Annotated in this window: 23 protein-coding genes; 17 read left to right on the forward strand and 6 right to left on the reverse strand. The window is 49.5% G+C overall.

Features of this window, described 5'->3' with window-relative positions:
* The first annotated feature begins 123 nt into the window (after window positions 1-123).
* On the forward strand, window positions 124-864 hold the full coding sequence (locus NSQ39_RS02625; RefSeq protein ID WP_175076925.1) for an SDR family oxidoreductase: 741 nt from the start codon (window positions 124-126) through the stop codon (window positions 862-864).
* A gap of 88 nt (window positions 865-952) precedes the next feature.
* Entirely contained in the window at window positions 953-1,309 is a 357-nt protein-coding gene (locus NSQ39_RS02630; protein ID WP_175076926.1) for a MerR family transcriptional regulator, read from the forward strand.
* A 332-nt stretch (window positions 1,310-1,641) separates the two neighbouring features.
* Here NSQ39_RS02630 and NSQ39_RS02635 read toward each other — a convergent pair whose 3' ends face one another.
* Genes NSQ39_RS02635 through NSQ39_RS02645 form a run of 3 tightly spaced genes read right to left on the reverse strand, consistent with a single transcriptional unit; the run spans window position 1,642 to window position 4,510 of the window.
* Window positions 1,642-2,274, reverse strand: a complete 633-nt coding sequence (locus NSQ39_RS02635; RefSeq protein WP_175076927.1) for a YcnI family copper-binding membrane protein — start codon at window positions 2,272-2,274, stop codon at window positions 1,642-1,644.
* Between the two features lie 5 nt (window positions 2,275-2,279).
* The gene (locus NSQ39_RS02640; RefSeq protein ID WP_272901870.1) at window positions 2,280-3,917 is read right to left on the reverse strand and encodes a copper resistance protein CopC; all 1,638 of its coding nucleotides are present in this window, start codon (window positions 3,915-3,917) and stop codon (window positions 2,280-2,282) included.
* 20 nt (window positions 3,918-3,937) lie between these two features.
* Complete coding sequence (locus NSQ39_RS02645; RefSeq protein WP_046131617.1) at window positions 3,938-4,510, reverse strand: DeoR family transcriptional regulator; 573 nt, start codon at window positions 4,508-4,510, stop codon at window positions 3,938-3,940.
* A 234-nt stretch (window positions 4,511-4,744) separates the two neighbouring features.
* On the opposite strand from NSQ39_RS02645, the gene nirB (NSQ39_RS02650) reads away from it, so the two are divergent.
* From nirB (NSQ39_RS02650) to cobA, 5 genes are all read left to right on the forward strand, one after another.
* Window positions 4,745-7,039, forward strand: a complete 2,295-nt coding sequence (gene nirB / locus NSQ39_RS02650) for a nitrite reductase large subunit NirB (RefSeq protein ID WP_175076929.1) — start codon at window positions 4,745-4,747, stop codon at window positions 7,037-7,039.
* A gap of 1 nt (window position 7,040) precedes the next feature.
* A complete protein-coding gene (nasC, locus tag NSQ39_RS02655) occupies window positions 7,041-9,200 on the forward strand; it encodes an assimilatory nitrate reductase catalytic subunit NasC (protein WP_175076930.1) in 2,160 nt (719 codons plus the stop codon).
* Window positions 9,201-9,313: 113 nt separating this feature from the next.
* A complete protein-coding gene (gene nirB / locus NSQ39_RS02660; RefSeq protein ID WP_175076931.1) occupies window positions 9,314-11,734 on the forward strand; it encodes a nitrite reductase large subunit NirB in 2,421 nt (806 codons plus the stop codon).
* Between the two features lie 33 nt (window positions 11,735-11,767).
* Window positions 11,768-12,088 carry a nitrite reductase small subunit NirD gene (gene nirD, locus NSQ39_RS02665; protein WP_046131613.1) on the forward strand — a complete coding sequence of 107 codons (321 nt, stop codon included), beginning with the start codon at window positions 11,768-11,770 and terminating at the stop codon, window positions 12,086-12,088.
* Between the two features lie 90 nt (window positions 12,089-12,178).
* Entirely contained in the window at window positions 12,179-13,633 is a 1,455-nt protein-coding gene (gene cobA / locus NSQ39_RS02670; protein WP_175076932.1) for a uroporphyrinogen-III C-methyltransferase, read from the forward strand.
* Window positions 13,634-13,666: 33 nt separating this feature from the next.
* On the opposite strand, the gene NSQ39_RS02675 is transcribed toward cobA, so the two are convergent.
* Window positions 13,667-14,065 (reverse strand): MerR family transcriptional regulator, encoded by a 399-nt coding sequence (locus NSQ39_RS02675; RefSeq protein WP_175076933.1) that lies wholly within the window; start codon window positions 14,063-14,065, stop codon window positions 13,667-13,669.
* Between the two features lie 76 nt (window positions 14,066-14,141).
* Between NSQ39_RS02675 and NSQ39_RS02680 the strand changes: the two genes are divergently transcribed.
* Window positions 14,142-14,516 (forward strand): carboxymuconolactone decarboxylase family protein, encoded by a 375-nt coding sequence (locus NSQ39_RS02680; protein WP_046131610.1) that lies wholly within the window; start codon window positions 14,142-14,144, stop codon window positions 14,514-14,516.
* Window positions 14,517-14,555: 39 nt separating this feature from the next.
* On the opposite strand, the gene NSQ39_RS02685 is transcribed toward NSQ39_RS02680, so the two are convergent.
* Window positions 14,556-14,954, reverse strand: a complete 399-nt coding sequence (locus NSQ39_RS02685) for a VOC family protein (RefSeq protein ID WP_046131609.1) — start codon at window positions 14,952-14,954, stop codon at window positions 14,556-14,558.
* An 88-nt stretch (window positions 14,955-15,042) separates the two neighbouring features.
* Here NSQ39_RS02685 and NSQ39_RS02690 point away from each other — a divergent pair, with 88 nt between their 5' ends.
* A complete protein-coding gene (locus NSQ39_RS02690; protein WP_046131608.1) occupies window positions 15,043-15,441 on the forward strand; it encodes a 3-hydroxyacyl-ACP dehydratase FabZ family protein in 399 nt (132 codons plus the stop codon).
* A gap of 36 nt (window positions 15,442-15,477) precedes the next feature.
* On the opposite strand, the gene NSQ39_RS02695 is transcribed toward NSQ39_RS02690, so the two are convergent.
* Window positions 15,478-16,194, reverse strand: coding sequence for a YrpD family protein (locus NSQ39_RS02695; protein WP_175076934.1), 717 nt, complete (start codon window positions 16,192-16,194; stop codon window positions 15,478-15,480).
* 314 nt (window positions 16,195-16,508) lie between these two features.
* On the opposite strand from NSQ39_RS02695, the gene NSQ39_RS02700 reads away from it, so the two are divergent.
* From NSQ39_RS02700 to NSQ39_RS02735, 8 genes are all read left to right on the forward strand, one after another.
* On the forward strand, window positions 16,509-17,264 hold the full coding sequence (locus tag NSQ39_RS02700; RefSeq protein WP_175076957.1) for a Cof-type HAD-IIB family hydrolase: 756 nt from the start codon (window positions 16,509-16,511) through the stop codon (window positions 17,262-17,264).
* A gap of 288 nt (window positions 17,265-17,552) precedes the next feature.
* Window positions 17,553-18,314, forward strand: coding sequence for a 5-oxoprolinase subunit PxpA (gene pxpA / locus NSQ39_RS02705; RefSeq protein ID WP_175076935.1), 762 nt, complete (start codon window positions 17,553-17,555; stop codon window positions 18,312-18,314).
* A 24-nt stretch (window positions 18,315-18,338) separates the two neighbouring features.
* Window positions 18,339-19,550, forward strand: a complete 1,212-nt coding sequence (locus NSQ39_RS02710; protein WP_175076936.1) for an NRAMP family divalent metal transporter — start codon at window positions 18,339-18,341, stop codon at window positions 19,548-19,550.
* 20 nt (window positions 19,551-19,570) lie between these two features.
* A complete protein-coding gene (locus NSQ39_RS02715; protein ID WP_175076958.1) occupies window positions 19,571-20,344 on the forward strand; it encodes a putative hydro-lyase in 774 nt (257 codons plus the stop codon).
* Between the two features lie 101 nt (window positions 20,345-20,445).
* Window positions 20,446-21,156: a 5-oxoprolinase subunit PxpB gene (gene pxpB / locus NSQ39_RS02720; RefSeq protein WP_175076959.1), complete on the forward strand. Its 711-nt coding sequence runs from the start codon at window positions 20,446-20,448 to the stop codon at window positions 21,154-21,156.
* The gene (locus NSQ39_RS02725) at window positions 21,153-22,166 is read left to right on the forward strand and encodes a 5-oxoprolinase subunit C family protein (protein ID WP_175076937.1); all 1,014 of its coding nucleotides are present in this window, start codon (window positions 21,153-21,155) and stop codon (window positions 22,164-22,166) included. Before pxpB ends, NSQ39_RS02725 begins: the two co-directional genes overlap by 4 nt.
* Window positions 22,167-22,187: 21 nt before the next feature.
* Window positions 22,188-22,937 (forward strand): IclR family transcriptional regulator, encoded by a 750-nt coding sequence (locus NSQ39_RS02730; RefSeq protein ID WP_175076938.1) that lies wholly within the window; start codon window positions 22,188-22,190, stop codon window positions 22,935-22,937.
* Window positions 22,938-23,026: 89 nt separating this feature from the next.
* The gene (locus NSQ39_RS02735; RefSeq protein WP_175076939.1) at window positions 23,027-23,671 is read left to right on the forward strand and encodes a GDSL-type esterase/lipase family protein; all 645 of its coding nucleotides are present in this window, start codon (window positions 23,027-23,029) and stop codon (window positions 23,669-23,671) included.
* Window positions 23,672-23,758 lie beyond the last annotated feature (87 nt).

Raw genomic sequence — 23,758 nt, forward strand, 5'->3', positions numbered from 1 at the left:
TCTTTTCCGAGTGGGAGAGGGCTCTTTTTTTTCTGTATCCGAATCTTAAATTAATCATTGATCTAGAGTGCGCTCTAGGTCTTACACTATCAATATCTAAACGAAGGAAAGGGTGTTTGAGATATGATGAATGTTGAAGGGAAAGTCGTGATTTTAACGGGAGCATCCAGCGGAATCGGAGAAGCTGCCGCAAAGGTGCTTGCCGAAAGCGGCGCTAGGGTCGTGCTAGCTGCAAGACGAGAGGAGCGTCTGAGGAATCTTAAGCTGGCTCTTGAAAATCAAGGAGGCATAGTGGAATATAAAGTGACTGACGTGACGTTGAGGGAGGAGATGAAGGAGCTTGTTCGTTTTACGATCGATGCCTTCGGACAAATTGATGTTCTGATTAACAACGCGGGGATCATGCCTCTTTCTTTTTTGCACGAAAAGAAAACAGAGGAATGGAATCAAATGATCGATGTTAACGTGAAAGGTGTACTTTACGGCATTGGTGCGGTTCTGCCGTACATGAGAAAACGAAAACAAGGCCACATTATCGACGTTTCCTCAGTCACAGGGCACATCGTGAGAAAAACGTGGGCCGTCTATTCAGGAACAAAATTTGCCGTACGGGCGATAACGGAAGCTTTGCGGAAAGAAGAAGCGGGAAACAATATCCGCACAACGATTATTTGCCCCGGTGCAGTGAGAACGGAGTTGGTTGACACCATTTCGAATGAAGAAATTAAAAAAAGCATCAATGAGTCTTTGCGAATTTCGCTCCCGGCTGAATCCATCGCCGCTGCGATCCTTTATGCCATCTCACAGCCGGAACATACGGCCGTCAATGAAATCATCGTAAGACCGACGAGACAGGAACTATAAATAATAGCTCACCTTTTAGAGGGTGAGCTACTCGTTTTAGCGAATGGATAATAGGGACAAAAATTGAATAGATACGGAGGGCATGAATTTGAGCTACACCATTGGTCAAGTATCGGAGCAAACAGGGTTATCGATCCATGCGCTGCGATATTATGAGAAAGAAGGAATTATGCCGGCTGTAAACCGCAATGAAAACGGAATACGCCTTTATGAATCCAAGGATATTGAAGCACTTGAATTTATCACGTGCCTACGGGCGACGGGGATGAAAATTTCCGATATAAAGGAATTTGTAAAGGACACCACAACGATTGACGAACGGATTGGAATGCTTGAGAAACAGCAGGAAAACGTAAAAGCGCAAATAGATCAGCTGGTGGCGTATCAAGCGATGATTTATCGTAAAATTGATATATATAACAAGATGAGGCGGGGATTGAAGTGAAAAATCCCTGTTTTTTTATGCGGAGATTCCCCGTTTCTTTTTAGTGTTGTAAGAGACATAAAAAATCCCCGGCGATATGGCACGATGCCTGACCTTGAAGCAAGGGCGGCGATTCCTTGACGAGTACGGCCTCGAAGGAGCGAAGTGAGAGGTTCGGTTAAGGACAGTGTGACCGCCGTCGAAGCGGGCGCTTTTTCGAGCCCTGCCGTATTCAACAGGAATGCCGCTGCCGTTTCGACTACGCCGATCTAAAGCCTGACCGCCATCCTCTTAATGCGCGCTTTGAAATGCCGGCAGTAAAAAAAGAGGCAGGTAGCCTCTTTTGAAAATGTTTATGATTTTTTTCTGCGTACTGCCATAAGCAGGCCTGTTCCTCCAAGCACGACGGCGAGAATTGACAAAATGAGAGTGGCGGTTTGAATGCCTGAGCTGCCTTGTGCTTCAGCCGGGCTCTCTTTTGTTGTCGCGCCGTGCCCGTCAACCGTGGCTTTTCCGAGCTTGGAAGCATCGACGATGTTGGTAATCGCGTGCGGGGTATCGGCGTTTTCGTCACCGGTCCATTCGACGATGCTCCCGTCTTTATAATACTGGTAGGCGTTCCATGCCGCTTTCTGTTCTTTATCAGGGTTTTTGGCCGTGAAGGTAAACTGCTGGAATTGGCCCGGCTGAATGCCTCCGTCCTTGGCTTCCCATGTCACCCTGATGACCTTGCCGTCTTTTCCGGCTTTTGTACTTGTTTTCCAGCCGGGAACCGCTTCGTACTGCTGGAATTCGACGCCGTCTGGCATGCTGAGCACGATTTTTGTCGTAGCGATATCTTTTTCAACCGGCACTTTCATTGTATAGGTTTCCCATGACCCTGCCGCTGATTCGTCAGGCTTTACCGACACGTGGGCGCTGACCGGTGCGGCGAAGAGCAGCATAGCTGCAAATACAGCGCTTAAAAACATGCTTCGTTTCAACATATTGATCAATACTCCTTTTTATTGATTTTTGCATTAAATACCGTTCTGATTTCGTCAAATGATGCCGTTAACCCGTGCACCCGGATTTTCCAGATGCCATCTTCGTTCAGATTTAAATTTTTCGACTGGAACACGCCTTTTTCTTTTTTGGCAAGGGTGAAGGTGCTTTCCTTGCTGTCACTGAAAAGCCCGGTTTTGGAAACCGTTATGTCGATTTTTTGGATATCTTTGATCACGTCTCCGTTCCGGTCCCTGACAACGACTTCAAATGTATTGGAGCCGGGCATGTTCGGACTGATTCTCAATGACAGCGTTTCTCCGTCAGTCAGATGTTTTGTTTCGTTAAACGGCTGCGGGAGAGGCGCCGGAGGACTCGGAATATTCGTGAAGACGGCGGTTGTCACGAGAATGAGAAGTCCGATCGCCCATTCGGCCTTGATCGATCTCCCGCGCGAGCGTTCCGGTTTTTTTCTGGAGCGGAAATAGTGGAACGCGCCAAATCCGGCCATCAGCAGGACGAGCGCCAATTTGACGAGAAGCCCTTTTCCGTAATTGGACTGAAACAGGTTATCCAGCGTGTGGACGATGAAAAAGCTGTTGAACATCCCGGAAAATACGAGCAGTCCGGCTGAACCGAAAGCCCAGGGGGAAAAGCGCTGTACCGTCTCCCAAATCTGCTCTTTATCGGGTTTGAACCAATCCTTCCCGAAAAACAGCGCAAGCGCAGCCAGCCCTCCCGTCCACACAGAAGCCGCTATTAAGTGGATGAAATCCATGGCGGCCGTCATATAGCTGTAATCCGTCGATGCGGCATGGCCTGAGAATGCTTTGGCAAGCAGAAGGCCGGTAAAGAAGACGAGTTTCAATACGACCCCGGATCTGCTTGAGAAAACGGCAAGCAATGCAACCAAGACGATGCTGACAATCCATAGCGTCCCGCCTGACGTCTGAAGAAGCGTTTCTTTTAAAAGGTGTGGCTGAAAAGCTTCAGTCCATGAAACACCTGCGTATGCTTTTGTCAGGAGCAAGGGCTGAATGATGACGGCCGCACCGATCAGGAGAAGGGCGATCTGCGCTATTCGCTGAACGCGGCGGCGCATCGCGGAAGACCATCCGTTTTTCGGCCGGTGCCAAACAAGCTGAAAAAGCAAAGATCCCATGAAAAGGGAAAAACCCGTATATAACAAGACGCGTTCGATCACAGTATCCGCATTCGGAAGGTTAGAAGAAGCGTTTTGTTGGTCCTTGGGCAATCCGCCTTGAATGTTTCCGACGCTGAAAGGGATCGTTCCTGAAACGGGATGCCCGTCTGCAGACACCACTCTCCATTCAGCAGAGTAAATATCATTCTTGACGTTTTTGTTCAGCTTTACCGTGAGGATTTTTCGATTTTGCGGATCAATCTTCGTCTGCCCCGAATCGACCCGCTCGCCTGAAGAGTTTCTTACCGTTATCGAGTGGAACCCTTTCTGAATCGGTTCGTTAAACTCAATTTTGATTTCAGGCGGCGCTTTTTTCAGCTCCTCGTTTTGAGAAGGGTTTGAATTGACGATATATGCGTGCGCAAAAGCGGCTTTCGGCAGCAGGATGAGACAAAGAACGGCCAGCGCCGCAAAGAGAGTTGCTCTTTTCATAACATTCATCCAATCTTTCATCAATAATTTCATGTTTTCAGGCTGCAGCAGTTTTCTTTCATGGTCTTTTGAATTTCGCGCGCCGCATCTTCAAAAGAAAGCAGCTTTCCGCCGAACCCCGTTTTAAATTTCCCGGCATCGGCCGCCGAAGCGAAAGGGATTGCCTGCGGCTGGCAGCAATTCAAATGAAGGTCAGCATCGAGCAGAAAGACGGCCATTTTTGCGCTGATCGTCGTGTCCACTAAAAAATCGCGGCAGATGATTTGTGATATATCTTCTTTGATTTTTTCGTAGCGGAGCATCGCACAGTGGGCGCAGCAAAATTGCTCAATCAGACCGTCGTTTTTCACGATTTGCACGGAAAGCCTCGGATTCAGCCCTCTTCCGCAGACTGAACACATTTGCCCAGGCTGCTGCTTCGGGCGGTTTAAGGCGATGCCGCCGGCCGTTTTGATGACCTGGCCGTTTTCGATGAGCGGTTTAATATCGCGGTATACCGTCATTTCCGAGACATCCAGCCTTTTTGAAATCTCTGAAATGCGCAGCGTTTCCTCTTCTTTGATCCATGAGAGAATCTGCTCTCTCCGTTTGATCGGTAACATTCTCCCCCTCCATTCGTTATTCCTCTATGAATAGCCTATTAGATTGAAAGAAAAGAAACAAGCATTAAAGTGATAAAAAATGTGAAAATGTGTTGAACTTTAACAACTTCATATTTTATAGGAAAACAGGACCATTTCTGAAATCGTATGTCAGGAAATGTAACAGGTTTGAATGCTTTAGCGGAGCAATGTGAAATAATGATAGCGTAGCTGCTGCAAAGGGGAGGGGAGAATATGGGGAAACAAAAGCTGATTTTAATAGGAAACGGCATGGCTGGAGTCCGTACGATAGAAGAGATTGTAAAGCATGCGGGAGATGCGTTTCAAATCGCCGTCATCGGCAGCGAACCCCATCCGAATTACAATCGTATGTTGTTATCTTCCGTCCTGCAGGGTGACGCAAGTTTAAAAGATATTACGCTTAACAGCCGCACATGGTATGAAGAGCACGGGATCGCTCTTTATGCGGGGGAAACGGCTGTCAAGATCGATACGGATAGACGGACGGTGTCAACGGACAAAAAACGTGAAGTCGCTTATGACAAGCTGATTATCGCAACGGGGTCCTCGCCGTTTATCCCTCCGGTTCCAGGGGCGGACAAAGAAGGGGTATACGGTTTTCGTACGATAGAAGATTGCCGGGCGTTCATAGATGCCGCCGGGCGTTTTCGCAAAGCTGCGGTCATCGGCGGGGGAATCCTCGGTCTGGAGGCGGCAAAAGGCCTGGTGAATCTCGGAATGGAGGTTTCCGTGATCCATCATTCTTCCTGTATTATGCAGAACCAGCTTGATCGGACGGCTTCCTCCATGCTGCAGCGCGACCTTGAACGGCAGGGCATTCACTTTTTTTTGGCAAAAGACACAGAAGCCGTTTTGGGGACATCACGGGCTACGGGGCTGCGGTTCAAAGACGGGGCGGAGCTTGAGGCAGATCTGATTGTCATGGCCGCCGGCGTCAGGCCGAACATCGGGCTTGCAAAAGCGGGCGGGCTTGATGTGAACCGCGCGATCATTGTCAACGGCTATATGGAGACAAACGTCCCGGATGTGTATGCCGTCGGGGAATGCGCCGAACATAACGGAGTCGTGTACGGGCTGATCAAGCCGTTATATGAGCAGGGACAGGTGCTGGCCAGGCACATTTGCGGCCTGGAATGCGAACCGTACCGTGGATCGGTTCAGTCGGCAACGCTGAAAATAGCGGGAATCGATTTGTTTTCAGCGGGACAAATCAAAGACGATGATACAACAACGACGATTCGGCTTGTTGACGAATCGGCGGGAATTTATAAAAAAGCGGTCTTTCAGGATGATCAGATGGCCGGCGTGATTTTATACGGGGATACAAGAAACAAGCAGAAGCTTTTGGACAGCATCATCAAGAAAAGGGATATCACGGTTGTGAAAAAAAACTTCTTTCAATCGGGCGGAGAAAGCACCGTCAGTTCGATGCCGCTTGGCGAAACGGTCTGCCAGTGCCATGCGGTGTCAAAAGGGGCGATCATCGAAGCCGTCAAATCGCACGATTTAAAAACGGCTGGCGATGTGAAACGCTGTACAAAAGCCTCCGGCTCCTGCGGGGGATGCAGGCCGCTCATCGAAGAGCTGCTGATCCATGCCGCTGAACACGAATATGAAGAGCCCGCGGGCGCACAAGCGATGTGCTCATGCACTTCATTAACGGAAGACGAAGTCGTCGAACAAATCCAGATGAGACAGCTTTCTTCCGTTCAAGACGTCATGTCGCAATTGGGGTGGAAGACCGGAAGCGGGTGCTCCGTATGCATGCCGGCGATTCATTACTATTTAAGGATGATCAAACCGGGTGTGACAGCGGACGAACCGTTGTTGCATGAAGACGGCGGCTGCACAATCGTTCCGCAAACGTACGGAGGGCTGATAAAAGCTGATGAGCTGAGGACAGTTGCCGATGCGATTGAAAAATACGGCATACCGCACGCCGTTTTGACGCATGGCCAGCGGTTGAAGATCCCGGGAATTGGGCAAAGCGTCAGCGAAGAGCTGCAAATGCCGATCTGCGCCGTTCACAAGCATACGGTCGGTCCGGTCAAAACGTGCGCGTGCACAAACCCTGATTACGTTCAGGCCATCGCAGTCGAGCTGGAGAAAGAAACGGAAGCCCTCATCATGCCGGCCAAGACCTCTATCGCTATTTCTGCCTGCACGGATGACTGCGTCTATTGTACTGTGCACGATATCGGAGTCTTAAAGGCGGGCAGGGGCTGGGAGCTTTACGCCGGCGGACGCGGCGGGCAAAACGCCCGGGCGGGAGAGTTGTTTTCCGTGGCTGAGACGCTTAAGGAAGCCGGAGAATATATCAAAGGCTTTCTTCAATACTACCGCGAGACAGCAAATTACCTTGAAAAGGTCGGGCAGTGGATCGAACGCGCCGGAATCATTCATATCAGGGAGGTTTTATTTGACAACGATCTCCGCGGGCAGCTGTTGGAACGGCTTGAAAAAGAGCGGAGGCTGCTTGTGCAAGAAACGATAAAAGGGCTGATGTAATGTGACAGAACTGCTGCTGAAATACTTTCGAACAAAGCAAAAAGAAGTACAATCCGAGAAAACATATGACACGCAATGTCCATTTTGCAGCATGCAATGCAAAATGCAGCTGATCGAACAAACGATTGTCACGAGAAAGAAGTATACGGCTGTCGGAAAAGATAATCCGACGACAAAAGGCCGCTTGTGCATGAAAGGGATGAGTGCCCATCAGCATGCGCTTCATTCAGAGCGAATCACGCATCCGCTCTTGAAAAAAAACGGTCAATTTGTCCGCGTATCCTGGGATGAGGCGCTTCGGTTCATCAGAGAACGGGTGATGAGCATCCAGGGTGAAAACGGCCATGACGCAGTGGCGGTTTACGGGAGCGCGTCGATCACAAACGAGGAAGCCTATCTGCTCGGGAAATTCGCCCGCGTCGCTCTGAAAACGAAGCACATTGACTACAACGGACGGCTTTGCATGTCGGCTGCAGCCGCAGCGGCCAACCAAACCTTTGGGATGGACCGCGGGTTTACAAACTCGCTTACAGAGATTCCGTATACAAGGGTGATCATGCTTGCGGGAACAAACATCGCCGAATGCCAGCCGACGATGATGCCGTACTTTGAAAAGGCTAAGGAAAACGGCGCCTACATCATCGTGATTGACCCGCGTGAAACGGCGACGGCGAACATCGCCGATCTCCACTTGAAGCTAAAGCCCGGAACAGATGCCGCCCTTGCAAACGGCATGCTGAAAATCATCATCGAAGAGCGGCTGACAGATGAAGCTTTCATCAAACAGCGGGCTGAGGGCTTTGAAGACGTCAAGCGCCATGTCGCTTCACTTAGCCTTGAAGAAATTTCCGGGCAGACAGGCGTGCCGATTGAACAGATGCGAAAAGCCGCCGTCAAATTCGCCAAGGAAGAAACGGGGATGCTGTTTACTGCGAGAGGCGTCGAGCAGCAGACGGACGGGACAGCAGCTGTCAGGAATTTACTGAATATTCTAATATCAGTTGGGAAAATCGGAAAGTTCGCCTGCGGGTACGGGGCGATCACAGGCCAGGGAAACGGACAGGGAGCAAGAGAGCACGGCCAGAAAAGCGATCAGCTTCCGGGGTACCGGTCGATCGAAAACGAAAGGGATCGCGCCTATATCGCGGATGTCTGGGGAATTGCGGAAGAGGAGCTTCCGAAAAAAGGCGTTTCCGCCTATGAAATGATCAAGAAGGTTCATGAAGGGGAGATTGCCGGGATGTTTCTGATGTGCTCAAACCCTGCCGTATCCAACCCGAACGCCGATTTTGTCAAAGCGGCTTTGAAAAAATTGAAATTTTTTGCAGTGATCGATTTGTTTATATCAGAAACGGCAAGGCATGCCGACGTCATTTTGCCGGCGTCATCCTACCTTGAAGATGAAGGTACGATGACGAACGTGGAAGGCAGGGTTACTCTAAGGGAAGCGTCAAGACCGTGCCCGGGTGAAGCGCGGCACGACTGGAAAATCATCTGCGATATTGCAGACGTGCTCGGCAAAGGCCGTTTTTTCCGATACGAATCTGCAGAGGAGATTTTTCAAGAGCTGAGGAAAGCAAGCCGCGGGGGAATCGCCGATTATTCCGGAATTACGTATGAGCGCCTCAGAAAGGAAGGCGGCATTTTATGGCCGTGCCCCGAAACGGAGCATCCGGGAACAGAGCGTTTGTTTGAAACGGAATTCGCCCACCCGGATCAAAAAGCGAAAATGTGCGTCGTCCCCAATGAGCCGGCTGTCAAAAAAGACCGCCCGACAGAAGAATATCCGCTGTATTTAACGACGGGGAGAGTGATGCCGCACTATTTAACAGGCGTCCAGACAAGGAGGAGCGCTTCACTTGCGGCGCGTCATTTTGAATCATTTGTGGAAATCCATCCGGATACGGCGGCAAAATATCAGATTGCAGACCGCGTCCTGGTCAAAATCGAATCGAAAAGGGGGAGCATCATCGTCAGAAGCAAATGGTCCGAGTCGATCAGGCCGGACACCGTTTTCGTTCCGATGCATTGGGCGGATTCGCAAAGTGTGAACAGCCTCATTGCCGAAGACTTGGATCCCTCCTGCAAAATGCCGGGTTTTAAGGTGTGTGCAGTCCGCATAAGCCCCTTTGATGACAAAATTGTGAATAAATTGTCATAAAGTGTCATAAAAAGTTTACAAAATTAAATATATTTTGTGATAACTTGAAACATGTAAAATAAATACATCTTTTGAGCGAGTTTGTAAATCTCTTTGAAAAGGGGAGGATCATAGTGGAAAAAAAGCAGCTAGTCCTTGTAGGGAACGGAATGGCCGGGGTAAGGGCCATTGAAGAAATACTTAAAGTGTCGGACGAACAGTTCCAGATCACGATTTTCGGAAAAGAACCGCATCCGAATTACAACCGGATTCTTCTTTCCAAAGTGCTGCAAGGTGATACGGACATTCAAGACATTACATTGAACGATTGGAGCTGGTATGAAGAAAACGGCATTCAGCTTTATACGGGTGAAGAAGTCGTCAAAGTCGACCCGGAAAACAAAACGGTGACGACGGACTCAGGAAGGATTCAGCCGTATGATGAGCTGATTTTGGCGACAGGTTCTCTCCCTTTTATTCTGCCGCTGCCCGGCGCTGACAAAGAAGGCGTCACAGGTTTTCGCGACATCAAGGATACGGATGTGATGCTCGAAGCTTCCAAAACGTATAAAAAAGCGGCCGTCATCGGCGGCGGACTGCTCGGGCTGGAAGCCGCGCGCGGACTTCTCAACCTCGGGATGGACGTCAGCGTCATCCACCTCGCTCCGTACTTGATGGAGCGCCAGCTTGACGCGACGGCTGGCCGTCTTCTGCAAAAAGAGCTCGAAAAGCAGGGCATGAAATTCTTTCTTGAAAAGCAGACGGAAGAAATTTTCGGAAACGAACGTGTAGAAGGTTTAAAATTCAAAGACGGCACAACGCTGGACGCCGATCTGGTCGTCATGGCCGTCGGAATCAAGCCGAACGTTCAGCTTGGCAAAGACTGCGGCCTTCCGGTGAACAGGGGCATCATCGTTGATGATTACATGCAGACGGAAGATCCTCACATTTACGCTGTCGGCGAATGCGCCGAGCACAGGGGAATCGCATACGGGCTTGTCGCGCCTCTTTATGAACAGGCGAAGGTGCTTGCGAAGAAAATTTGCGGCATAGAGACGAAGCCGTATGAAGGCTCTGTTTTATCGACCCAATTAAAAGTTTCGGGCGTTGAGGTCTTTTCTGCAGGCGACTTTAACGAAGATGACGACGAAGGCAAAAAAGCGATCAAAGTGTTTGATGATCAGGACGGGATCTATAAAAAGGTCGTTCTTCGCGGCAACCAGGTGATCGGCGCCGTATTGTTCGGCGACAGCAGCGACGGCAACAGATTGTTCTCTATGATACAAAAAGGGGCGGACATCACGGAAACGTCGAAAGTGTCAATCCTGCAGCCTTTGAATCAGGAGGAAGGCATGAGCATTACGGCCGCGATGAGCGACGATGAGATCGTGTGCGGATGCAACGGCGTCTCAAAAGGCATGATCATTCAGGCGATCAAAGAGCAGGGCTGTACCTCAACCGATGAAATCAAGGCGTGTACGGGAGCTTCCCGTTCTTGCGGAGGCTGTAAACCGCTCGTTGCGGAAATCCTCCAGCATACGCTCGGATCCGAATTTGACGCATCAGCGCAAAAAGAAGCAATCTGCGGCTGCACCGACCTTTCAAGAGATGAAGTGGTCGCCGAAATCAGGGAAAAAGGCCTCACGCATACGAGAGAAGTCATGAATGTGCTCGGCTGGAAAACGGAGGAAGGCTGTTCAAAATGCCGTCCGGCTCTCAACTACTATCTCGGCATGATCAACCCGAAAGAATACCATGATGAAAGGGAATCGCGCTTTGTAAACGAACGGATGCATGCCAACATTCAAAAAGACGGCACATATTCCGTCGTACCGCGGATGTACGGAGGCGTCACCAATGCAAACGATCTGCGCCGCATTGCCGATGTCGTCGACAAATACGAGATTCCTCTTGTGAAAATGACGGGAGGTCAGCGGATCGACCTGATCGGCGTCAAAAAAGAAGACCTTCCGAAAGTTTGGGAAGACCTCGACATGCCGTCCGGCTTTGCTTACGGCAAAACGCTCAGAACTGTCAAAACGTGCGTTGGCGAACAATTCTGCCGCTTCGGTACACAGGATTCGATGGCTCTCGGAATCGAGCTTGAGAAAAAATTCGAAGGGCTTTACGCACCTCATAAAATCAAAATGGCAGTTTCTGCATGTCCGAGAAACTGCGCTGAATCAGGCATTAAAGACGTCGGCATCGTCGGCATTGACGGAGGCTGGGAAATCTATGTCGGCGGAAACGGCGGTACGCATCTGCGCGCCGGAGATCTTTTGATGAAAGTAAAAACGAAGGAAGAAGTTTTCGAAGTGACGGGAGCCTACCTTCAATATTACAGGGAAACGGCCAACTATTTAGAACGCACTTCCGCATGGCTTGAACGGGTCGGCTTGTCCCACGTCCAATCCGTATTGAACGATGAAGCGAAGCGCAAAGAATTGAATGAACGCATGGATGAAGCGCTGTCTGTCCACAAAGATCCGTGGAGGAACTTCTTGGAAGATGAAAAGACAACAAAGCAATTGTTTGAAAGTGTTGTTACATCTTAAGGCAAGCGGAAACCATTTTGAGGAGGAATTCACATGGTGAACAAAGATTTGACAAAGGTCTTCGTCGCGAAAATCGGCGATCTGCCGGATCGGCTGGGAAAGACAGTGATGGTCGACGATAAGGAAATTGCGGTATTCAAGCTTTCGAACGGCGGGGTCCGCGCGGTTGAAAACCGCTGCCCCCACAAAGGGGGCGTGCTTGCCGAAGGAATGGTAAGCGGCGAATTCGTATTTTGCCCGATGCACGATTGGAAAATCAGCCTTGTAGACGGAAAAGTACAAGAGCCTGATACAGGCTGCATCAAAACCTATGAAACGGTGGTTGACGGGGAAGACCTGTTTATCGTTTATTGAGAGCTTCATGGGATCACTTTCGCGTGATCCTCTTCATTTTATAAACCGCTAAGGCATTCACAGAATCGGCAGATGGAAGGATGACAGTTGATGGGGAATGGAAAAGTATTTTTTGTAGGGGCCGGACCGGGAGACTCGGGACTCATTACGCTGAAAGGGAAAGCATTGATTGAGAAAGCGGATGTCATTTTGTATGACAGGCTGGTCAATGCCCGGCTGCTTGAACATGCGAAAGATTCGTGCGAATTCATCTATTGCGGGAAGCTGCCAAACCGGCATTACATGAAACAGGATGAAATCAATGCATTTCTGATCGAGAAAGGCTTAAAAGGCCTCACTGTCGTCCGGCTCAAAGGGGGAGATCCGAGCGTATTCGGCAGAGTCGGGGAAGAAGCCGCCGCCATCAGCGAATACGGCATCCCGTATGAAATGGTGCCCGGCATTACTTCCGGAATCGCGGCGCCCCTTTACGCCGGGCTGCCGGTGACCCACCGCGATTTTGCTTCATCTTTTGCCGTGATCACAGCCCACGATAAATCAGGCAAACCTGATATGGACTGGGAGGGGCTTGCCAGAAGCGTTCAAACCCTCGTATTTTATATGGGCATCAAAAATCTCGCCTATATATCAGAGCAGCTGATCAAACACGGCAAATCTCCCCTCGTCCCCGTTATGGTCATCCAATGGGGCACATGGGGCAGGCAGCGGAGCGTAAAAGGGACGCTTCAGGATATCCGGCAAAAAGTAGCGGAGCATCATATCAAAAATCCCGCGATCATCGTCATCGGGAATATCGTGTCTTTCCGGCGCCGCAGCTGGTTTGAGGATAAGCCACTGATCGGGCGGAACATCCTTGCCGTTCAAAGCGGGGAAAAAAGCCTGCCGGCAGACGAGCTGAGGGAAAAAGGCGCTGAAGTCATTGAATGGCCAAAGTGGAAACCGCTAAAATCGATTCCGGATGATGCGCTGTTAAAGCGGATCGAAACCTTTGACAGCGTGCTGTTCACGTCGAGGAGATCGGCGGATGAGTTTTTCAGCCGTCTCGCATTCCTGAAGGTTGACATTAGAGATGTACGGGGCAGGCTCTATGCTTCCGATCCTTCTGTAAAAGAAGCGCTTGAGGAGCGGGGATTTGCGGCCTTTTTGCAGCAAGACGCGCCGCTTTCAGGTTCGTGCCTGATCGTCGGCTGCCGCCGGGCGGTACAAAACAAACCGCATCCGCAATGCGAGATATTTACGACGCACGACCAAACGATCGATACCCGTTTTACAGCGATCATAAAACGCGAAATCCAAGAGTTTCCCATCGATACGATCTTGTTTTCTGCGAGAGAGTGTGTCGAACTGTTTATGAAAGAGGCTGGAAGCATCGGCATGTCTCCCGAAGCGGCAGCACATCGCATTCGCGCCGTCTGCCTCAGCAAAGAGGCGGAAAAAGCGGCAAAAGACAGCGGATTCCGGCATGTTCATACTTCGGGAAAGAATATGCCGCTTGAAGCCTCTTTAAAAGAATTTGAATATGATGAAGTTTTACAGAGCCGATGAGCAGAAAAAGCAGGGGCATGCCCCCTGCTTTTTTCATCTGTTTGGATTTCCTGATCCTGAATCTGCTGCTTTCACAAGAGATTCGTAATAATCGATTTTGTCATCGATCTTTTCTAAATTGGCTTGCAGTTTGCCGATATCCTCCGCGATTTTACGGCGGTGGGTTTTCAGCATGTCCCTCCGTTTTTCGGCTGTTTCATTTCCTTGGCTGCGCAGGGATGAAAATGTCTTCATGTTTTCGATCGACATTCCCGTTTCCCGCAGGCGAAGCAAAAAATGAATCCAGGAAATATCGGACTCTGTATATTCGCGGTACCCGTTTTGGTCGCGCCGAATATCTGGAAGAAGGCCGATTTTTTCATAATATCGCAGCGTGTGGGCCGAAAGCTTTGTCAATTGTGCGGTCTGTTGAATAGTAAATGTGTTATCCATATTCCCTATTATACTAAAAAAAGCTTGCCTTAGAGCGCGCTCTAACGTGTAGGATTCATTTCAGGGAGGGATCAATATGGATCAAGAAAGATACACGCGCGGATTTGAAAATTTACGCGCCATTGATGGAGAAGGCGGAAGGAAGGTAATCGATTCGTTGAAGGACATAGCGCCTGATCTTGGACGATATATTGTCGAATTCGCATTCGGAGATATTTATTCGAGGGAGGGCTTGACTCTGAAAGAACGCGAGCTGATCACGATTTCTGCTTTGACCGCTCAAGGGGGCTGTGAAGCGCAGCTTCATGTCCATATCAATGCGGGGCTGAATGTCGGGCTGACGCCTCTGCAAATAACGGAGACGATGCTGCAGTGCGTTCCTTATACAGGATTTCCGCGTGTATTGAACGCGGTGAACGTTGCAAAACGGGTGTTTCAGGAGCAGCATTGACGGATAGAGAGCTGACGTTCTGTTTTTGAAAACAGAACGTCAGCTTTTCGGCATTTGGTAGTTCAGCAGCCATTTTACGCCATATTTGTCCGTTACATTGGCGTGAAGCGCGCCCCAAAACGTTTTTTGCAGTTCGAGGGATGCTTGTCCTCCGCTTTTCAGCGCTTCGTATGCCCGGCGGATTTCTTCCTCGCTTTCACACTCTAACGTGACACTGACATGGTCACCTTTTGTCACTTTTCCAAAAACGTCAGAAAAATGGATGACGCTGTCCCCGAGATGAAGTTCGGCGTGCAGATATTTTCCTTCGTGTCCTTTGAACGACTCGATTCCGTCGGCCAGCTGAACGTTTTGAACTTCTCCGCCGAGGGCGTCCTGATAAAATGCGATGGCTTCTTCACAGCCGTCTATAAAGAGATAGGGGTTTGCACTTTTCAATGTAGTCTCCTCCTTTTGACTTAGTATACCCGAAATCGTGGGAGAATGAGAGAATATACAGTATAATGAGATAAAAAGGATGATGACTGTGAATATGACTGCGCTTCCGCACCGGTACCCCTTTTTATTCGTAGACCGCATCGTTGAAAATCAGCCGGGGAAATCGGCGAAAGGATATAAACTAATATCGGAAAATGACTGGTACATCACGGAAACGCAAAAGGAGATGCCGTTTTCGATCGTCATTGAAGCACTGGCCCAGACCGCCGCTTTCACAGCCTTGACGGAAGGCGCGGAAATCGGCTTTCTTTCTTCTGTAAAAAAGGCGGAATGCTTCGGCCGGGCGGTTCCGGGCGACAAGCTTGACCTTGATTTTGAAGTGCTCCGCTATAAGCGCGGATTTTTATTCGGGAAAGGGCTGGCATCTGTGAACGGCCAAAAGGTTGCAGAAGCCGAGCTGGGGATTTATATGGAGAGCGGAAAATAACAAGGAAAGGCCGCCGGGTATTGCCGGCGGCTTTTTTTATTTTTTGACAGAGATCGTGACGTTGTTTCCGGAAGGGACAACCGTTGCAAAGTCCTGCGTATCCACGACAGGCGTGACCGCTTTATTGTCGATTGTTATGCCGTTAAAAGCGGCTGAAAAGTTGGCTCTGATGGCATCGCGCTGACTTTCAGACGATACCGCGGCAGTGGCAAGCGTTTTCCATCTTAAAAGAGTGCTGATGTTCGTTCCTTGAATTTCCATAATGATGCGGCCGGTATAACCGTCATTGTTCGTTCCCCAGAAAGTTGCACGCGTATTGCCGTTCAAATTTTTATAAATCGTCATTTGCACCGTGCTTCCGGGGCGAAAGCCTTTCGTATATGTGAATTGCTCTTTTCCTTCGATATACGTTTCCTCATTTTTTGAACCGACTTTCATGAGCGGCTTCCAGACCTTGTAGGTGGTGCTGTATTGAAGGCCGATATCCGACTCGGTTCCGTTTTTCGCGCTGAAGCCTGAATAAATATAAGCAGTCGCGTTTGCAACTTCAATATTGCTCGGAAGCTGGATCTTAGCCGTGAAAATAGAGCCTGTACTGTTCAAATAAGCGCGCCCGCCGATCCCCTTAGGCAGCTTTGAAGCCGCTTCTGCCACTTGAGCGCCTGCACCGGGAAGACCCGGAATGCCCGATGAAAATGTACCAAAAAGAACTGCTGCACTTGCCGCACTTGCCATCAACCATTTTTTCAACAAAAATCCCTCTTTTCATATGGAATCATTATACTCTCGACAATAATTATACCGATTTTTGGAATGGGAGGATAAAGATGAAATGACAAAATATTTACAAAATGGCATTTTCAAGTATGAAATAATGTTTTAATCTTCATGTTGGTGATCTGAACTGCCGCTATTGCTCGGTTTCTTCTTAAAATGGCAGCCTGACAATCGTGCAAAAAGAATGCGATCATATATTATGAGAGAGGCTTTTGTCGCGATTTCTTTGTCCCGGGCGATTTTTATATTAGAATATAAGGAGCCTAAAAAAAGTGGAGGTATTTTATATCGTGGCAGTCAGTCAAAAAGATCGAATAGATGTAAAGCTTGTTGCATTGGATATGGACGGGACGCTGTTGAATGATGAACAGACCATTTCGGAAGAAAATCGGAAAGCGATAAAAGAAGCCGAGGCAAAAGGGGTTTATGTCGTGCTCAGCACCGGACGCACGCTGATGACGTGCCGTGAATTCGCGGAATCGCTGAAGCTGTCTTCTTTCCTGATCACGGCAAACGGAAGCGAAATCTGGGATTCCTCCTTTCAGCTGGTCGAACGACAGCTGCTTCATCCTGATCATGTGAAAATGATGTGGGAGTTAAGGAATCTGCATAATACCGATTTTTGGGCGGCGAGCGTTGATAAAGTATGGAGAGGCGAATTTCCCGAAGATATCCATTCATATGAATGGCTGAAATTCGGGTTTGACATTCCGGATGCCGAGGTGAGGAACCGGGTATTGGAGGAGCTGAAAAAGAACAAAGAGCTCGAAGTCACCAATTCCAGCCCGACGAACATCGAAGTCAATGCGATCGGCATCAATAAAGCGGCGGCTTTGGCAAAAGTGTCCGAGCGCCTCGGCTTTACAATGGAGAATGTGATGGCGGTCGGCGACAGCTTAAATGACATCGCCATGATTAAAGAGGCAGGGCTGGGTGTAGCAATGGGCAATGCCCAGGATATCGTCAAAGAGACGGCGGACTGGATTACGGATACAAATACAGACCATGGCGTCGCGAAAGCGATCAGGCATTGGGTGCTGAGATAACAATAAAAAAGAGCTGAAACGGCTCTTTTTTTATTGAGCATGTTAAAAAAACGAATTCCGTATAAAATAAGCAAACACGCCGGAAGAAACGGTTCTTCGGACGGAATGATGCGTAGTAAAAACGATTTATTTTATGTGAGCTTTTCTGACAATGTGATGCCAAGAAAGCTAATCCCTGTTATAATCAAATTATGTTTGATTATTCGGAATTAAAGTTCCGAAAATCGGAACAAAAAAGGGGAAAAACAACATTTCGACGAATTGTGCGAATCAATAGGGGGGGATTTGATGAATCATGTTGATCTGAACTGCGATTTGGGAGAAAGCTTCGGCGCCTATCAAATCGGTTTGGACAAAGATATTCTGGCGTTTGTCACATCGGCTAACATCGCTTGCGGATTTCATGCCGGAGATCCAAGCGTGATGAGGAAAACCGTCGCAATGGCGGCGGAAAAAGGCGTTCAAATCGGCGCGCACCCCGGACTTCCGGATTTAGCCGGATTCGGCCGGCGTAATATGGCGATCACGCCTCAGGAAGCTTATGATCTCGTCGTTTATCAAATTGGCGCGCTCTTTGGATTTTTAAAAGCGGAAGGCGTCAAAATGCAGCATGTAAAACCTCACGGAGCGCTATACAATATGGCGGCAAAAAGCAGAGAATTAGCGGATGCTATTGCTCAAGCGGTATACAATACAGATTCTGAGCTGATCCTGTTCGGCCTGGCGGGGAGCGAGCTCGTCCGAGCCGGGGAAAGAGCCGGCCTGAAAACCGCTCATGAAGTGTTCGCCGACCGTACATACCAGGAAGACGGGACGCTGACTCCGCGTACGCAGGGTGATGCGCTGATTCAAGATGATGATGAAGCCGTCAGCCAGGTGATCCGGATGGTTAGGGAAGGGAAAGTCCGCAGCCGCCAGGGAACCGATGTCAGTCTCAAAGCCGATACGGTATGCATCCACGGCGACGGGGAACACGCCCTGCAATTTGCGAAAAAGATCCGCAAAGAGCTCGAACAGGCGGACATTACAATTAAAGCTTTTTCAACATGATGCTGGCAGAAGGAGGAATGCGAATTGGAGCAAAATAAAAAAACAAAATCAGCTTCAAGCAACTGGACATTATTATTAGGTGCGGCCTTTTTGATGGCCACATCTGCAATCGGACCCGGATTTTTGACGCAAACGACGGTATTTACGCAAAGCTTGGCCGCAAGCTTCGGTTTTGTCATTTTAATTTCCGTTATTTTAGATATTATCGCACAAACGAATGTATGGAGAATTATCGCAGCTTCTGAAAAAAGGGGACAGGAAATCGCCAACCTCGTCTTTCCGGGCCTCGGCTATTTTGTAGCAGTCCTCGTCGTTTTGGGCGGACTGGCCTTCAATATCGGGAACATCGGCGGCGCCGGACTCGGGCTGCAGGTTTTATTCGGTGTTTCTCCGCAGACAGGAGCGCTCATCAGCGCTGTCATCGCGATTTTAATTTTTGTGATTAAAGAAGCCGGAAAAGCGATGGACCGGTTTACTTTAATCGCTGGTGCCGTGATGATCCTGCTGACCGTCTATGTAGCCGTTACGACAAACCCGCCGGTCGGAGAGGCGCTTGTGAAAACGGTGGTTCCGGATCATATCGACATCCTTTCGATTGTGACGCTTGTCGGCGGAACTGTCGGAGGCTATATCACATTTGCCGGAGGACACCGTCTCCTTGATGCAGGCGTCAAAGGAAAGGATTCGATTCCTCAAGTAACGAAAAGCTCTATTTCCGGTATTTTAATTACTACGGTTATGAGGATTGCACTCTTTTTGGCCGTTCTCGGCGTCGTATCAAAGGGACTGCAAATCAACCCTGACAATCCGCCTGCTTCAGTTTTTCAGCTTGCTGCGGGAAATATCGGCTATAAAATGTTCGGGATCGTCATGTGGGCGGCCGCCGTTACATCAGTTGTCGGGGCAGCTTATACCTCTGTATCCTTTTTTAAAACATTTTCGCCTAAAATTGAAAAAAATTCGCGCACCATTATCATCGGGTTTATTGTCATTTCCACGCTTTGTTTTGTAACGATCGGAAAACCCGTCAACCTGCTGGTGCTTGCCGGAGCTTTGAACGGTTTGATTTTGCCGATCGCACTCGGCGCCCTTTTAATCGGCGCTTATAAAAAAGACATCGTCGGAGATTACAGACATCCGATTTGGCTTACGGTTCCCGGGATTATCGTCGTGATCATCATGGCGGTTATGGGCGGCATTACGCTGGTCACTGAAATTCCAAAATTATGGGGATGATCAATTGAAACTTACAAATGATGCAGCCTGAAGAAATCCGCGGCTTGATCCGTACAGGCAAGCTTTCAGAACCGACGGCCGGCATGGCCGGAGGCTACGCCCAGGCCAATTTGGTTATTTTAAAAAAGGAGCTGGCGTTTGAATTTCTTCTGTTTTGCCAGCGGAATCAAAAGCCGTGCCCGATACTCGATGTGACCGAACCGGGTTCTCCCGTTCCGTCCATCGTTGCGCCCGGCGCCGATATCCGGACCGATTTTCCAAGATACCGCGTCTACAGGCGGGGCGAACTGACGGATGAGGTGACAGATATCACGTCCTTATGGGAGGATGACATGGTCGGTTTTTTGATCGGCTGCAGCTTTACGTTTGAACAAGCTTTGCTCAATAACGGAATTCCTGTCAGACACATTGAAGAAAACCGAAATGTTCCGATGTATCAAACGAATATTCCTTGTGTCAAAGCCGGGCGGTTTCAAGGACCGATGGTCGTCAGCATGAGACCGGTTCCGGAAGAACAGACGGTGCGGGCCGTTCAGGTCACATCAAGGTTTCCCGCCGTCCACGGCGGTCCGGTCCATATCGGAAACCCTGAAGCCATAGGCATCAAAAACATTGCACATCCTGACTTCGGCGATGCGGTGACGATCAAAGAAGGGGAAGTTCCGGTGTTTTGGGCATGCGGTGTCACGCCTCAGGCTGTAGCAATGCATGTCAAGCCGGAGCTTGTGATCACGCATGCGCCCGGGCATATGCTGATTACGGATATTCGGGATGAGCAGCTTGGCGTTTTATAACATGTTTGCAATCAATACAGGACGATGCTTCTGTATTGATTTTTGATTTTGGGGAGGAAAGGCAAGGTGATGTAAAATTGAACAATCGATCTGACGTTAAAATGGCACCGCTCGGGGATGCGGCGGTCCTCATCCAGCTTGGAACGGAAATTAATGAACGGACACACCAACTGGTAAGCGCATTAACAAAACATATTGAACATCATCCGTTTCCGGGCTTTATTGAATGTGTACCGGCCTTTACGAGCGTGACTGTTTTTTATCATCCGTTTGAAGTCTATCAGCAGATGAAAGGCGGCCCCGCATTCGATTCTCCGTATGAAAAAGTAAAAGCCTTCATTCAAAAATGCCTCGAAGAGATGACCGCCGAGGAAGAAACCGAAAGCCGGACGGTCGAAATCCCCGTATGCTACGGAGGCCGCTTCGGCCCGGATTTGGAGGAAGTGGCCCGGATCAACGGACTGACTCCCGAAGAAGTCATCGACATCCATACAGCGGGGGAATACCTCGTGTATATGCTCGGTTTTGCGCCGGGTTTCCCTTATTTAGGCGGAATGTCTGAAAAAATAGCGGCTCCGCGGCGTTCTTCCCCGCGGACGGCTATTCCGGCCGGTTCTGTGGGAATAGCAGGCATGCAGACCGGCGTTTATCCGCTGTCAACACCGGGCGGCTGGCAGCTTATCGGCAATACGCCTCTTGATCTGTTCAGACCTCACGAACAGCCGCCGACCCTTTTGAGAGCCGGGGATATTGTCAAATTTGTCCGCGTGACGGAAGAAGAGTACGACAGATTAAAGGAGGGAGAATCGTGAGCATAGAAGTGTTGAAGCCCGGTCTTATGACGACGGTTCAGGACCTCGGGCGCACCGGATTTCAAAAATACGGTGTCATCGTCGGCGGAGCGATGGATGCGGACTCGCTGCGCATCGCCAATCTCCTGGCCGGAAACGGCGGGAATGAAGCGGCGCTTGAAGTGACGCTGATGGGGCCGGGGCCGTCTCTCCGCTTTGCCGAAACGACGTTGATAGCGGTGGCGGGAGCTGATTTTTCGCTGATGGTGAATGATGAGGAAGTGCCTCTGTGGCGACCGGTCCTTGTCGGGGAGGGAAGCGTTCTGAACTTCGGAATGACGAAGCGGGGCAGCCGCGCTTATATGGCGGTTGCCGGAGGAATCGACGTCCCGTCCGTCATGGACAGCAAAAGCACGTACGTGAGGGCCGGAATCGGCGGATTTGAAGGAAGAGCGCTGCAAAAAGGCGACTGCTTAACGGCCGGGGAGACCACGCCTTTAGCGGAAAACATCAGAGAACAGCTTGCATCTAACCGCCAAACCCGCGGATTTGCCGCACCGAACTGGTCCGTCGATCACCGCTATTTTCTCCCGCTGAAGAAGAACCCGGTAATCCGCGTCATCAAAGGCGAACAGTTCGATCAGTTTACAGATGCTTCACAGGAGCGATTGATGTCAGGCACATTCCGCGTGACGGCAAAATCAGACCGGATGGGATATCGTCTTGAAGGGGATCCGCTTGAGTTGAAAAGCCCCCTTGAAATGATTTCTGAAGCCGTATCTTTCGGAACGGTTCAGGTACCCCCTGACGGCAATCCGATTGTTCTGCTTGCAGACAGGCAGACGGCCGGCGGCTATCCGCGAATCGCCCATGTGATTTCTGCCGACCGTTCAGCCGTTACACAGCTGATGCCGGGAGAGCAGCTGCAATTTCAGCCGGTTGCGCTTGAGGAAGCGGAGCGCCTGTTCATTGAAAGAGAGACAAAAATCGTTGAACTTGCTGCCAGAATAAAGCTTGAATACATGGTATGATGTATCTCAGGAGGGGAAGGGATGGAAAGCAAGAATAAAACGGTTGTCAAAGCCATGACTCTGCTCAATCTATTTTTGACGAGGGAAAAGCTCTCGCTCAATGACATGATTGAGCTTACAGGCATGCCGAAAACGTCTGTTTACCGCATGGTCCGTTCGCTTGAAGATATGGGGTTTCTTGACAGAGATGAAGACGGGATGTATGCGTTGGGGCTGCTGTTTCTGCAGTACGGCCAGCTCGTCTCCGACAGGCTTGATATCCGGAAAATCGCTTTGCCCGTCATGGAAAAACTGCGCGATGAAGTCGATGAAGCCGTCCATTTAATCGTCAGAGAGGGCGATGAAGCGATGTACATAGAAAAAATAGAAGGAACGCATACGGTCCGCCTTTACACGGCAATCGGAAGGCGGTCACCGCTGTATGCAGGAGCCTGTGCAAGGAGCATCCTGACGTTTCTTCCGCGGGAGGAGCGGGACGAGTATATCAGGAAAACCGATTTGGTGCCGATCGCCTCGGGAACGATCCGCGATAAGGACGAGCTTGCACGCGTCCTGGATGAATCGTACCGGAGCGGTTATACCGTCAGTCATTCAGAGCTTGAAGACTACACTTCCGCCATCGCTGCGCCGATTTTTAACAATAAACGCCAGATCGTAGCAGGCATCAGCATTGCCGGATTTGAAGCCCGCTTTCAAAACGACCGGCTTCCGTATTTGACGGAAAGAGTCAGACAGGCTGCGCTTGAGATTTCAAGGAAATTGGGTTTTTAAAGAAAAAGCAGTATCCTTTTCACCCGCCTATGAGTACATATATCGTAGCTGCCGCGGCAGATGCGGCAAAATCAGAGGGGGAAAAGGATATGGCAATTGTATATACCGCTCTCGGCGATTCCTTAACCGTCGGAGTCGGTGCCGGCTTTTTTCAACCGGGATTCGTTCCGCGCTACAAAAAGAAAATGGAAGAAGATTTGAAGCAGAACGTTACGTTAGCGGTCTTCGCTAAATCGGGTCTTACAACAGCCGAAATTCTCAGCATGCTTGACCGCCCTTTCATCAGGAACCACATCGACAAAGCGGATGCCATCACGATAACAGGCTGCGGAAACGATCTGATCCAATCTCTCGAAGCTTATAAAAGAGAAAAGGATCAGCACGTTTTTTTGGAAGCTTCCTCACACTGTCAGAAAAACTATTCAGCAATGCTGAAAAAGATCAGGGAATTAAAAGAGAAAAATGAGAGGTACTTTATCCGGCTGCTCAACTTATACAATCCGTTTCCGGAAATCGAATTAGCGGAAAAATGGATTTCCGGTTTTAACGCTCATTTACAACAGCTGCAAGCAGCGCCTTATGTCAAGGTTGTCGACATACATTCGGTTTTTAAAGGACATGAGTCGGAATACTTATCGTTTGACAAGGTTCACCCGAACAGCGCGGGATACGAAGCGATTGCGGAAAAGCTGAGAGAAGCCGGTTATAAACCGTTGAAAATTGAAGAATGTTAAGAAAGGCCTTCTATACAAAGAAGGTCTTTTTTTTATGCGTTCGACGGGAGCTTGATTTAAAAGCTTCTTAAATTTTGTCACACCGCC

Origin of the sequence: Bacillus sp. FSL W8-0848 (assembly GCF_038007805.1) — a bacterium.
In the GTDB taxonomy this organism is placed as follows: Bacteria; Bacillota; Bacilli; order Bacillales; family Bacillaceae; genus Bacillus; species Bacillus glycinifermentans.